This is a genomic window from Rhizobium sp. Leaf321, from assembly GCF_001423215.1.
GTDB lineage: Bacteria > Pseudomonadota > Alphaproteobacteria > Rhizobiales > Rhizobiaceae > Neorhizobium > Neorhizobium soli.
The window spans coordinates 1,280,281-1,293,490 of record NZ_LMOF01000006.1 but is presented as its reverse complement, the minus strand read 5'-3'; the positions used below and the strand labels follow the sequence as shown (position 1 = coordinate 1,293,490).

The following is a 13,210-nucleotide window of genomic DNA, read 5'->3' as shown; positions in this document are numbered from 1 at the left end:
ATGCAGTCAGATGGCGAACAGACGGTCCGCTTCGGCGGGTCGGACCCGGTCGATCGACCTCTTGGCCGCTCCATCAAACGGGGCCTCGCCTGTCGCTGTCCTGCCTGTGGAGAGGGCCGGCTTTTCCGTGCCTTCCTGAAGCCAGTCGATCATTGTTCCGTCTGCGGTGAAGATATCTCCCACCATCGTGCAGACGACCTTCCGGCCTATCTCGTCATCGTCGTGGTTGGTCACGTGCTGATGACCGGCTACATGCTGACCGATATGATCCTGCGGGTCTCTCCTTGGGTCCACCTCGCCATCTGGGCACCGCTTGCGGTGCTTGCCGCCATCGCGACGATCCAGCCCATCAAGGGCGGTGTCATCGGCCTGCAATGGGCAAACCGCATGCATGGGTTCGGCGGCGGCGAGGACGGGACCGATTCGACCAGCGGTCCGAGCAACAGACCGAACTGATCATGGTCCACCGTTCGTTACCACCTTCCCGTCCTATTTCATGCGTACGGACGTCCAGTCCGAAGCCGACTTGTAAGGAAGTCTGAATGCCTCAGCCGACGACCGACGAAAACGGCCATGTCGCGGAGATCCACTGGCCATCCCTGATCGCAGCCACCGCCGCCGTCAGCGCCGTGGGAATAGCCATGGGGCTCGGCCTGCCGCTGCTGAGCATCATCCTTGAAAAACGCGGCATCTCATCGACGCTGATCGGGTTGAACGCTGCCATGGCAGGCGTTGCAGCCATGGTTGCCGCCCCGATCACGACGAAATGTGCTCATGACTTTGGTGTGGCGCGCAGCATGATGATCGCCGTGGTGATCGCCGCCGTCAGCGCCATCTGTTTCTACTACGCCGACCAATTCTGGATGTGGTTTCCACTACGCTTTACGTTCCATGGCGCGACCACGGCTCTGTTCATCCTGTCCGAATTCTGGATCAATGAAGCCGCGCCACCCAGACGACGCGGATTGGTCCTCGGCATATACGCAACGGTGCTGGCGGTCGGGTTTGCGATCGGGCCGATGCTGTTTTCGCTTCTCGGCAGCGATGGCGTGCTTCCGTTCATCGTCGGCGCACTCATTATCATGACGGCCATCATACCGATCTTTCTCGCCCGTCACGAAAGCCCGAAGCTAGACAGCAAGCCCGAGCGGCACTTCTTCCACTATATATTCCTCGTTCCCAGTGCGACGGCAGCCGTCTTTGCCTTTGGTGCAGTCTCGGTTGGCGGACTGTCGCTGTTTCCGATCTATGCGTTGCGCGAACAGATGACCGAATCGCATGCGGCCATCCTCTTGACGGTGATGGGACTGGGCAACATGGCCTTCCAGATCCCGCTGGGGATGATTTCGGACCGCATGCGTGACCGCAGGCCGCTTCTGACCGGCCTCGCCGTACTGGGCGTTCTCGGCTCGCTGACGATCCCCTTCCTGATCGGCAACTGGATGATGACCGCGGTTCTCCTATTCATGTGGGGCGGCTGTATCTCCGGCCTCTATACCGTTGGCCTCGCGCATCTGGGCGCTCGCCTTCGAGGTGCCGATCTGGTCGCTGCCAATGCCGCCTTCATCTTCTGCTATGCCGTCGGCACGGTTGCAGGACCACAGGGCATCGGCGCTGCCATGGATGTCGCGGGCAATGACGGCTTTGCCTGGGCGCTGGCCGGTTTCTTCGGCTTTTACGTGGTTGTTTCGGGGGCTCGATGGTTTTTACCAACGAAACAAGGTTGACATTCTGACCGCGATTTGTAATTTCGCCCCAGATTTCGCCGTCGACCGTCTGCGTCCGCGGCTCCACTTTTCTTAAAGGCGCTAAGACCATGGCAAAAGCTACGACCATCAAGATCAAGCTGCTGTCGACGGCTGATACCGGTTTCTTCTACGTAACCACGAAGAACAGCCGTACGATGACAGACAAGATGACCAAGACGAAGTACGATCCGGTTGCCCGGAAGCACGTCGAATTCAAGGAAACCAAGATCAAGTAAGATCTGGTCACTTAAAGGCATGAAAGAAGGCGCAGGCTGATCAGCCGGGCGCCTTTTTCTTTGCCTACTGTTTTCACGCGTGAGTACCAAAACGCAAAAAGCGCCACCGTCATTTCTGACAGCGGCGCTTTGATTGGGGGTCGACCGGCTTGCAATCGCGGCACGAGGAGCCGTTGAAATTGCTTGCCAGTCGACCGACCCCACGACCCAGGAGATGCGGCGGACCTGAGCATCATGGGGTATCTCGACGTAAGCTGAAGGAACCCTTCGCCCCGTTGAAACCAAAATTGCGCAAAATCAATGGAAAATCAACACATACTTAGATCAGTACGAAACTGTTTGGATATGATGGTTAAAATCCACACGCGTCTTTGTAGAAAGACGCTATTCCGGCTCTTCAATTGTTAGGTTTATTCTGAGCCAAAGCGTTTTTAGCTTTATCCACCCTACGGTGTTTGGTGCGAGCTCGAAGATTAGCCCGGCTTCGAGACGGAAGTAAAAGGCGATTATAAATCGTCAGCGAGAAGCAGGACTTTCTCGCTTCTGTGTAGATGCTACCGTATCGTTCGGCAATGCTCAAACAAAGCACCGGTCTTCCATTCCCGTATGCGTTTTATTTGGCTCGAAGCCGCGTACGAATCGTCAAATTTAATTGAGGAAACTGGGGGACGAGCGCTTCTTTATCAAAAAGCCTCGCTGCAAGACGAAAGATATTATATTAGCGTATTTTAATATACGACGATTCTCGTGCAAATCTTAAGCGGCGGCTGCAACGACTCGGTTGCGCCCGCTGTTCTTGGCGTCGTAAAGCGCACGGTCGGCTTGTTTCAACAACTGCTCCGGCGTTTCCGCTCCACTGCGGCTGCAGGCAATCCCAAGCGAAGCTGTGATGTTCAGGCTGGCGCCAGTGCTTTTCAGCACGAACGGCGTCTGCTCGATGATGTTGCGCAATCGTTCGGCAATCAAAGCCGCGGCGGCGCTATCCGTATCGGGCATAACCACCACGAATTCCTCGCCACCGAACCGGCAGGCGAGATCCGCGCCGCGTACCGTGGACCGGATACGGGCCGCAACTTCCTTCAGCACCTCGTCACCGGCGTCGTGGCCGTGCGTGTCGTTGACCGATTTGAATCGATCGATGTCGGTGATGCAGACGGACAGCGGCCGCCCACGGGCTGTTGCGCGGGCAAACAGCACCTTCATGTGATTGTCGAGATAACGGCGATTGTGCAGACCGGTCAGGGCATCTGTCACAGCCAGTTCGATCGTATGGCGCACGCTCAACCGCAGGCGGTCGTTGTAACGCTTACGCTTGATCTGCGTCAGGGTCCGGGCCACGAGTTCATTCGGATCGATCGGCCGGATGATGTAGTCGTTGACGCCGAGATCGAGCGCCCGGACGATGACCTGGTCGTCGCCGTGTTCCGTCACCAGCAGCAGCGGCAGGAATCGGGTCCGCTCCAGCGATCGCAGTTGTGAACAGAGCCTCAGCGGATCGTAGTCATCGAAATTCGTATTGACGATCACCAGATCGAACGGGTTTTCAGCCGCTTCGAAAAGGGCTGCCTGCGGATCGGAGATGGCAGTGATATCCGCGACCGGTTTCAGCGCCCTGACGATGCGTTCCTGCGAGCTTCCGCGGCCATCGACCAGTAGGACCTGCGCGACGTCGTCCTGAGCGTCCTGCCCCGCTGCACTCTTCATCATGTCCTGCAGCGTGAGATCCTGCGCGGTGTCGGACCGGATGCGCAGCTCGTCACTCAGCGTCTTCAGCCGCACGAGGCTTTTGACACGGGAAATCAGCTGCAGGTCGTTGACCGGCTTGGTCAGAAAATCGTCGGCACCGGCTTTCAGGCCGCGCACGCGGTCGGAGGGCTGGTCCAGCGCGGTGACCATGACAACAGGGATATGGGATGTCCGCGGATTGGCTTTCAGCCGCTCGCAGACTTCGAACCCGTCAATGCCCGGCATCATGATGTCGAGCAGGATGACATCGACATGGGCCTGTTCACAGATCGCCAGCGCCTTGTAGCCGTCATCGGCAGTCAAAACGTCGAAATATTCCGCAAGCAGGCGTGCCTCGAGCAGCTTCACGTTTGCGGGAATGTCGTCGACTACCAGGATCCGTGCCGTCATGTCATTCTCCGACCTTACGCGTCGCCAAGATACGTCTTGATGGTCTCGATGAACTTCGGCACCGAGATGGGCTTCGAAACATAGGCTTCGCACCCGCCCTGTCGGATTCGTTCCTCGTCGCCCTTCATCGCGAATGCGGTGACGGCGATGACCGGTATGACGTGCAGTTCGTCGTCTTCCTTTAGCCACTTGGTCACTTCCAGACCCGATACTTCGGGCAGCTGGATATCCATCAGGATCAGATCCGGACGGTGACGGCGGGCAAGATCCAACGCCTCCATGCCATTGCGCGTCTGGATCGTCTCGTAGCCGGACGCTTCGATCAAATCGCGGAAGAGCTTCATGTTCAGCTCGTTGTCTTCGACAATCATGACCCGTTTGGGCATGTCGATCCGTTCCTTAAATCGCGCCTTGCAAGCGTGCTTTCAGTCTATAAGCTTTCCGAACACGAGATTCTTTAAGCCACTAGCGGCACACGTTAAGGGCATTTGGTTGAGAAATAGGTAACTTGAGCAGGCGATGAGGTTCGATCCGTTGAATAACAAGGCACCCGCCGCAGCCCCCGAAGAGACGGCCGGCGCAATCCTCAGCTGGCTTGCGGACGAGCCTGACATGTTCTCCCGGTTTCTGGCGCTTTCCGGTCTCCAGCCCGGCCAACTTCGTTCTGTGATCGACGATCCGGGCTTTCTGGGCGGCATGATCGATTTTCTGATGAGCCACGAGCCAACGCTGATGGCATTTTGCGAAGCGACGAACACGAGACCGGAAACGGTTGCCGCAGCGTCACACTATTATTCCAAGCCTGCACTCGATTCGGGCGACTACTGAGATGGAGAACTCTTCCGGCGTTGCCCTCGATTTCTCCCATGTCCAACTGGGCGACCGCCCGCTGGTCGTATGCGACGTCGATGACGTCGTTCTGGACTTCGCGGCACCTTTCACCGAGTTCATCAAGGCAGAGGGGCTGGAGCTGCTGCCGCGCTCCTTCCGCCTCACCGGCAATATCGTTTCGGTCGAAACGCAGGTCCCTATCGAGGAAGCGGACGTCAAACGCCTGATCGGCGCGTTCTTCGACCGCCAAGAAGACTGGCAGACGCCCTCTGCGCTTTCGATCGAGACCCTTAAGGCGATCGGTAAGGCTGCAGACGTCATCTTCCTCACTGCCATGCCGCCACGCTATCAGGAACAGCGTCGCCGGCTTCTCGACCGGCTCGACCTCACCTTCCCTCTCGTCGCGACTGAGGAAAAGAAAGGCCCTGTCATGCAGATGATCCATGCCGCGCGCCCCCTTCCCTCGGTCTTTATCGATGACATGGCCCACAACCTGCATTCGGTCCGCGACCACGTCGAGAACTGCCTGCTGATCCACATGATGCCGGACAGTCCTCTGCACCAGCTTGCTCCGAAGCCTGATCAACCGATCGTCCGGGCCACAGACTGGCCGCATGCCGCAGAGATGATCGACGCCTACATCCTGTCCCACATCCCGCATCATCAAACCGCAAAATAGTGGTTGAAGGATGTGCGTTCTACTCTTGAGAGGTTGCAGCTTACGGCCTATTGTCGGAATGTTCAACCTTTGTTCCGCCGATGACAGTCGTACCAAATCACAAGCCCGGCTTCTGTCGAGACTGCTTTGCCGAGCAGAAGGCAGAGGTGCGACGGTGTCGCGAGTGCGGCAGTCCACGGCTGGTGTATCACCGCGAACTTCATGACCTGACGCTTGCGCATATCGACTGCGATGCCTTTTACGCCACCATCGAGAAACGCGACGACCCGAGCCTTGTGGACAAGCCGGTGATCATCGGCGGCGGCAAGCGCGGCGTGGTGTCGACCGCCTGCTACATCGCCCGCATCAGCGGCGTCCGGTCGGCAATGCCGATGTTCAAGGCGCTCGAACTCTGCCCGGATGCGGTCGTCATCAAGCCGAACATGGAGAAATACGTCACTGCCGGCCGACAGGTGCGGCAGATGATGATGGATCTGACGCCGCTGGTGCAGCCGATCTCGATCGACGAGGCGTTTCTGGAACTGGCAGGCACCCAGCGTCTGCACCACGATCAGCCCAGCCGCATTCTCGCAAAGCTCGCAAAACGCGTCGGATCCGAGATTGGCATCAGTATTTCCGTCGGGCTCTCCTACTGCAAGTTCCTCGCCAAGGTCGCTTCCGACCTCGAAAAGCCGCGGGGTTTTTCGGTGATCGGTCGCGCTGAGGCCGTGGAGTTTCTGGCGACCCGACCGGTCACGACGATCTGGGGCGTCGGCCGGGCTTTTGATGCGACGCTGGAGGCGGACGGCATCCGCACCATCGGGCAGTTGCAAGCCATGAACGAGGCCGACCTGATGCGCCGCTACGGCACGATGGGCCAGCGCCTCTATCGTTTGTCGCGCGGTATCGACGACCGAGAGGTGCATCTCAACGACCCGGCGAAAAGCGTGTCGGCCGAGACCACGTTCTTCGACGACATCTCCCGCCACGACGACCTGGTCCCGATCATGCGCCGGCTTTCGGAGAAGGTGTCTAAACGACTGAAGAGCGAGGACGTTGCAGGCCAGACGGTGGTGTTGAAATTGAAGACCGCGGATTTCAAAAGCCGTACCCGCAACAAGCGGCTGGAAGACCCGACCCAGCTTGCCGACCGGATCTTCCGCACCGGTATCTCAATGCTGGAGCGGGAGACGGACGGTACAAAATTTCGCCTGCTCGGGATCGGCGTCACCGATCTGACCGACCCTGCCCGTGCAGATCCGCCGGATCTCGTGGATGTTCAGGCCGGACGCCGGGCGGCTGCGGAAGCGGCCATGGACAAGCTGCGTGAGAAGTTCGGAGCTGCGGCCGTCGAGACCGGCTATACGTTTGGCGACAAGCGCCGCGACCGATAGTTTCAATCAAACGTGATTAAATTTTTCCTGCTAAACGTGACGAGATCAGCGCGGATGCAAACCTTCGTTAAACCTCGCTCGGTAAAATGCGGCTCAAGTTTTGCGTATGAGGTTTAGCATGATGCGTCGCCTGGTTTTGGGGTTCTGTCTGATGTCCGCGACGATGCTGTCGCCTCCAGCGTTTGCAGCGGACAGTGTTCCCCTGCAGATCATCGTTTCCAAGGACAAGCAGTCGCTGACCGTCTACGAGGGCGAGACCGTGGTCGCCAGGTCGCGGATATCGAGCGGCAAGGCCGGGCACGATACGCCGACCGGCATCTTCTCCATCCTTGAGAAGCGGAAATACCACGAGTCGAACATCTATTCGAACGCACCGATGCCGTTCATGCAGCGAATCACCTGGTCGGGTATCGCGCTGCACGAGGGCAACGTTCCGAACTATCCGGCGTCGCACGGCTGCGTGCGCCTGCCGAGCGGTTTTGCGACCAAGCTTTACGGCCTGACCGAGCGCGGTGCGCATGTGATCGTGACCGACGCGGACGTGGTGCCGCAGCGCATCGAGGATGTCGTGCTGTTTTCGCCGCGCAAGCCTTTGCCTGCCAGCGCGCTGATGACCGATGTCGATCTTCGCACCGCATCGATCAAGGCCTCGCCGAAGAAGCCGGTCGAAGTGGCGATGAATGTCGCGCCAGCCAATCCAAACCGCGCCACGGATGCTCTTCCGCCGCAGCCTGATGATCTCGAGGAAGCGCAGACGCACGCGCTGCGCATCCTGATCACGCGGCGTACCGACCGCGAGACGCTGATGGACGCCCAGAAACTGCTGGAAGAAATGGGCTTTGAGACCGGCGGCTCCGACGGCTATGTCGGACCGCTGACCCGCAGCGCCGTTGCCGGCTTCAAACGCTGGAAAGGCCTGAAGCAGACGGGCCCGATGATAAGCGGCGAGTTTGTCGACGCGCTTTACGCCTCTGCCGGCCAGCCGAAGCCACCTGCCGGCCAGATCATGGTGCGGCAGAATTTCGAACCGCTGTTTGAGGCCCCTGTCGGCATCAAGGCGCCGGAAGTGGCCCTCGGCACGCATCTCTTCACTGTCGACAAGATCGATCGCTCGATCGAATCAGCCGATTGGCACGCGGTGACGTTGCCGAACGTGCTGTCCGACGCGACGATGAAGCGGCTGGGGATCACCATGGCGGCCGATGCGAAACTGCCGGGTGCCGCGAAAGCCGCACTCGACCGCATCGAGATTTCGCAGGACGTGCGCGACAGGATCGAGACGCTGATGGCGGATGGGACGTCTGTCACGATCAACGACGAATCGCTTGGACCGGAGACCGGCAAGGGCACCGATTTCGTCACGCTGACCAAGTCGTCGAAAAGCGAGATGGTGGCAGTTCAGGATATTGGCTCAACGCCTGCCGCCGAGCCGCGCGCCAAGCGCAGTGTCATCCGTTACCAAGGCGGCGTCGGCCTCTACTGAGGCCAACGCCACCGCGGTCGGTTAGACCAGTTCCACATCCAGCACACCGGGCGCCGCCTTCAGAGCGGCGGCGATTTCCGGCGAGATACGATACCGTTCCGTCAGTTCCACCTCGATCTCGCGCTTGCCATCATCCTTGATGACGATAAACGAGACGAGGCCATCGCCGCGGGCATTAAGATGCCGGGCGACCGTCTTCAGCGGCCCTGAGTCGCGCACGAAGACCCGCAGCGCCTTCTGCATGCGGACCGACTGTTCCTCCAACGACTGCACCGTCTGGATCCGCAGGCCAATGCCTTCCGGACGCTCGTCGGCCTGAACGGTGATGACAAGCGATTTTCCGGGCTCAAGCAGATCGCGGTACTGAGCAAGCGCTTCGGAAAACAGCACCGCCTCAAACTGACCGGTGGAATCGGAAAACATGACGATGCCCATCTTGTTGCCGGTGCGCGTCTTGCGTTCCTGGCGACCGGTGACGGTCCCGGCAAGACGTCCGGCCGTGGCGCCTGCCCTCACAGCCGTCGAGAAGTCGGCGAAGGTCTGGACGCGCATCTTGTCGAGCACCGCACCGTAGGTATCGAGCGGATGGGCCGACAGGTAGAAGCCGAGCACCTGATACTCCCGCATCAGCATTTCAGACGGCATCCACGGATTGAAGGTTGGAAGCACGAGTTTTTCCGGACCGCTTGCCGCACCCGAGCCAAAGAAATCGGACTGACCGGAGACCTTCTCCTCCTGGGCGCGCTGGGCATAGCCGATGACGCGGTCCATACCGGCGCTGAGCTGCGCCCGATCGAAGCCGAAGCAATCGAAGGCGCCAGCGGCGTTGAGGCTTTCAAAGACGCGGCGGTTGATCTGCTTCGGGTCGATGCGCAGGCAGAAATCCTCGATCGACGCGAAGGGCGTGTCGCCGCGGACTTCGACGATGTGATCGACGGCGTTTTCGCCGACGCCCTTGATGGCGGCGAGCGCGTAATAGATGCGGTTGTCGCCTGTCTCGAAGCGGCGGAACGAGGTCTGTACCGACGGCGGACTGACCTTGATGCCGAGCCGGCCGGCATCCTCGCGGAAATCGTTCAGCTTTTCGGTGTTCGCCATATCGTAGGTCATCGACGCGGCGAGGAACTCGACCGGGTAATGCGCCTTCATATAGGCCGTCTGGTAGGAGACGATGGCGTAGGCGGCGGCGTGAGATTTGTTGAAGCCGTAGTTGGCGAACTTCGCCAGCAGTTCGAAGATGTTCTTCGCCTGTGGCTTCGACACGCCGTTCTTGATGGCACCACTGACAAAGCGTTCGCTCTGCTGGTCCATCTCGGCCTTGATCTTCTTGCCCATGGCACGGCGCAGAAGGTCGGCTTCGCCGAGCGAATAGCCCGACAGGACCTGGGCGATCTGCATCACCTGTTCCTGGTAAACGATAACGCCCTGGGTTTCCTTGAGCAGATAATCGATCGACGGATGGACCGATTCGATTTCTTCCTCGCCATGCTTGCGGGCGTTGTAGGTCGGGATGTTTTCCATCGGACCCGGACGATAAAGCGCCACCAGCGCAATAATGTCCTCGATACAGTCCGGTTTCATGCCGATCAGCGCCTTGCGCATGCCGGCACTTTCCACCTGGAACACGCCGACAGTCTCGCCGCGCGACAGCATCTGGTAGGTCAGTTCGTCATCGAGCGGGATCTTGGCGAGATCCACAACGATATCGCGCTTCTTGCAGAACTCGACCGCCGTCTTGAGCACGGTCAGCGTCTTCAGTCCGAGAAAGTCGAACTTGACCAGACCGGCCTGCTCGACCCATTTCATGTTGAACTGGGTGACCGGCATGTCGGAGCGCGGGTCGCGGTACATCGGCACCAGCTTCGACAGCGGGCGGTCACCGATGACGATACCGGCGGCGTGGGTCGAGGCGTGGCGGTAGAGACCTTCGATCTTCTGGGCGATATCGAGAAGACGGCCAACGACCGGCTCCTTGTCGACCTCTTCCTGAAACTTCGGCTCTTCCTCGATCGCCTTTGCCAAGGTGGTCGGATTGGCCGGGTTGTTGGGCACCAGTTTGCAGATGCGATCGACCTGGCCATAGGGCATTTCGAGAACGCGGCCGACGTCGCGCAGTGCTGCGCGGGCCTGTAGCGAACCGAAGGTGATGATCTGCGCTACCTGCTCGCGGCCATATTTGCGCTGAACGTAGCGGATCACTTCTTCGCGGCGATCCTGGCAGAAGTCGATGTCGAAGTCGGGCATCGAGACGCGGTCGGGATTGAGGAAGCGTTCGAACAGCAGCGAGAAGCGCAGCGGATCGACGTCGGTGATCGTCAGCGCATAGGCAACCAGCGAGCCTGCACCGGAACCGCGGCCCGGACCGACCGGGATGTTCTGCAGCTTTGCCCATTTGATGAAGTCGGCAACGATCAGGAAGTAGCCCGGGAACTTCATCTTCTCGATGACGCCGAGCTCGAAATCGAGCCGTTCGCGATAATCCTGCTCGGTGAAGCCGGCGGTGATACCGAGTTCGGCCATCCGGTTCTCGAGGCCTTCGACCGACTGACGGCGCAGCTCCGCCGTTTCGGCGCGCTCCGCTTCTGCCGGATCATCGGTGGCGCCGGTGAAGCGCGGCAGGATCGGGCTGCGGGTCTTCAGGATGAACGAGCAGCGTTTGGCGATCTCGACCGTGTTTTCGAGCGCTTCCGGCAGATCGGCGAACAGCTTTGCCATTTCGGCACGGCTCTTCAGGTAATGGTCGGGCGTCAAACGGAAACGGGTATCGTCGGATACGATCGCATTGTGCGCGACGGCCATCAGGGCATCATGGGCGTCGTAATCGGACTTGCCCGGGAAGAAGGCCTCATTGGTCGCGACCAGCGGCACATCCTGGTCGTAGGCAAGATCGATCATCCGCTGCTCATGACGGCGGTCGTAAGTGCCGTGACGCTGCAGTTCAATATAGAGACGATCGCCAAAGGCCTGCTTCAATGACAGGAGGCGCGCCTTTGCGAGTACGGTGTTGCCATCCTTCATTGCCATGTCGACAGGGCCACCGGCAGCACCTGTCAGCGCGATCAGTCCTTCGGTGCCGCCATCTTCGAGCCAGGCGCGGCAGATATGCGTTGCCGCCTGCCCTTCTCCATCGAGATAGGCACGGCTGACGAGATCCACCAGCCGCTCGTATCCCTTGGCATTGGCGGCAAGCACAACGATTGCCGGCAGCTTCGCCAAATGGCCGTTGCGGCGCTCGTCTGGCTGATCCTCCATGTCAATCGACAGCTGGCAACCGATGATCGGCTGAATGCCATCACCGATGGATTTTTGGGCGAATTCCAGCGCGACGAAGAGATTGTTGGTATCGGTGACGGCGATCGCGGGCTGATTGTCCGCGATGGCCTTGGAGAGGATTTTCTTAAGCGGCAGCGCACCTTCCAGAAGCGAATAGGCGGAATGGACGCGCAGATGCACGAACTGTGGCGTCGCTCCCAAATCCTCCGATTCCGATTGTAAAGTCGCTGCGTCCGCCATCTGATACCCATTCCTTGAATCGGGTCATTGTCCGGCGCGGGGGCTTCAGAGTCGAGTCAAGAATGGTCTTCTCAACCTCTTTCCGCTTGCGCCCGCCGGCTGGGCGAGCACGGACCGGCTCACATCACCAGCATGATCATCGACAAGCTGGCAACGAAAGTTGCAATGGAGGCGAATGCGGCAATATCACGAAGAAGGTCAGTCATCGTCGTCTCCCGTGCTCGTTTATGTTGGCACTTTGTTCTCTTTTCGTCCCAACGTCAATAGTAGAACAAAACGGGAATAGAAGATTCTGACCGATGGTTAATGCTGCTTGCTGGCTGGAGGTAACCAGCGCTCCATAGGACCAAGCCGTTGCCGGCCGACGCACGCGGTCGGCAGCCAAACGTCAGCCATCGCTGCGGATCGCTGACGTGACGTCATTCCATGGCAGCAGTGTCCATCGCACGCCCCTTCGAGGATGTGACGATGGACACTATCGGATTAGGGGCACGCTTTGGGGATCAGTGCGTTCGCTAGAACTCGACGACTTTGCCGCCCTCGATCGTGACGCGACGATCCATGCGGGCAGCGAGATCATGATTGTGGGTGGCAATCAGGGCAGCAAGCCCTGACTGGCGCACCAGCGCCTCCAGCGCTTCGAACACGTAGGATGCCGTCTTCGGGTCGAGATTGCCGGTGGGTTCGTCGGCCAGCAAAAGGCGGGGCGCGTTGGCCACCGCACGGGCAATCGCCACGCGCTGCTGTTCACCACCAGACAGTTCCGACGGGCGGTGTTCGCCGCGATGACCGATTCGCATGTAATCGAGAAGCTGGCCCGCGCGTTCGCGCGCTTCTCCCTTCGAAAGGCCGCCAATCAGCTGCGGCATCATGATGTTCTCGATCGCCGTGAATTCCGGCAGGAGATGGTGAAACTGGTAGACGAAGCCGATGTCGGAGCGACGGATCGAGGTGCGCTCTTCATCCGACAAACCGTTGCAGGCCCGACCGCCGATCGTCACATCGCCAGCGTCCGGATGTTCAAGCAGGCCTGCCAGATGCAAGAGCGTCGATTTGCCGGTACCGGACGGGGCGACGAGCGCCACGATCTCGCCGCTCACGAGCGAGAAGTCTGCCCCGTTGAGGATCGACAGGCTCGTCTCCCCCTGGCCGTAGTGACGTTCGACGCCTGAGAGATTGAGGACGGTTTTACGCGGGACAGCCATGGAGAC

11 protein-coding genes are annotated in these 13,210 nt (G+C 59.6%); 7 read left to right on the top strand and 4 right to left on the bottom strand.

All coding sequences use genetic code 11. From position 1 onward, the window contains the following. From ASF70_RS12515 to rpmG, 3 genes are all read left to right on the top strand, one after another. A complete protein-coding gene (locus ASF70_RS12515; RefSeq protein WP_062453212.1) occupies window positions 1–456 on the top strand; it encodes a DUF983 domain-containing protein in 456 nt (151 codons plus the stop codon). Between the two features lie 86 nt (window positions 457–542). Further along, window positions 543–1,727: an MFS transporter gene (locus ASF70_RS12510; RefSeq protein ID WP_062580028.1), complete on the top strand. Its 1,185-nt coding sequence runs from the start codon at window positions 543–545 to the stop codon at window positions 1,725–1,727. Window positions 1,728–1,816: 89 nt separating this feature from the next. Further along, the gene (rpmG, locus tag ASF70_RS12505; protein WP_007626161.1) at window positions 1,817–1,984 is read left to right on the top strand and encodes a 50S ribosomal protein L33; all 168 of its coding nucleotides are present in this window, start codon (window positions 1,817–1,819) and stop codon (window positions 1,982–1,984) included. Between the two features lie 756 nt (window positions 1,985–2,740). Here rpmG and ASF70_RS12500 read toward each other — a convergent pair. Beyond that, entirely contained in the window at window positions 2,741–4,120 is a 1,380-nt protein-coding gene (locus tag ASF70_RS12500; protein WP_062453214.1) for a PleD family two-component system response regulator, read from the bottom strand. Window positions 4,121–4,134: 14 nt separating this feature from the next. Then, complete coding sequence (locus ASF70_RS12495; RefSeq protein WP_062453215.1) at window positions 4,135–4,506, bottom strand: response regulator; 372 nt, start codon at window positions 4,504–4,506, stop codon at window positions 4,135–4,137. A gap of 133 nt (window positions 4,507–4,639) precedes the next feature. Between ASF70_RS12495 and ASF70_RS12490 the strand changes: the two genes are divergently transcribed. From ASF70_RS12490 to ASF70_RS12475, 4 genes are all read left to right on the top strand, one after another. Continuing rightward, complete coding sequence (locus ASF70_RS12490) at window positions 4,640–4,948, top strand: DUF3572 domain-containing protein (protein ID WP_062453216.1); 309 nt, start codon at window positions 4,640–4,642, stop codon at window positions 4,946–4,948. A gap of 1 nt (window position 4,949) precedes the next feature. After that, entirely contained in the window at window positions 4,950–5,630 is a 681-nt protein-coding gene (locus ASF70_RS12485; RefSeq protein WP_062580026.1) for a hypothetical protein, read from the top strand. Window positions 5,631–5,710: 80 nt separating this feature from the next. Continuing rightward, on the top strand, window positions 5,711–7,003 hold the full coding sequence (locus ASF70_RS12480; RefSeq protein ID WP_082471877.1) for a DNA polymerase IV: 1,293 nt from the start codon (window positions 5,711–5,713) through the stop codon (window positions 7,001–7,003). A gap of 118 nt (window positions 7,004–7,121) precedes the next feature. Then, complete coding sequence (locus tag ASF70_RS12475) at window positions 7,122–8,486, top strand: L,D-transpeptidase family protein (protein WP_082471876.1); 1,365 nt, start codon at window positions 7,122–7,124, stop codon at window positions 8,484–8,486. A gap of 21 nt (window positions 8,487–8,507) precedes the next feature. On the opposite strand, the gene dnaE is transcribed toward ASF70_RS12475, so the two are convergent. Together dnaE and ASF70_RS12465 are read right to left on the bottom strand one after the other, a co-directional pair. Continuing rightward, entirely contained in the window at window positions 8,508–11,999 is a 3,492-nt protein-coding gene (dnaE, locus tag ASF70_RS12470; protein WP_062580023.1) for a DNA polymerase III subunit alpha, read from the bottom strand. 515 nt (window positions 12,000–12,514) lie between these two features. Beyond that, entirely contained in the window at window positions 12,515–13,204 is a 690-nt protein-coding gene (locus tag ASF70_RS12465) for an ABC transporter ATP-binding protein (protein ID WP_062453220.1), read from the bottom strand. Between the last annotated feature and the right edge of the window lie 6 nt (window positions 13,205–13,210).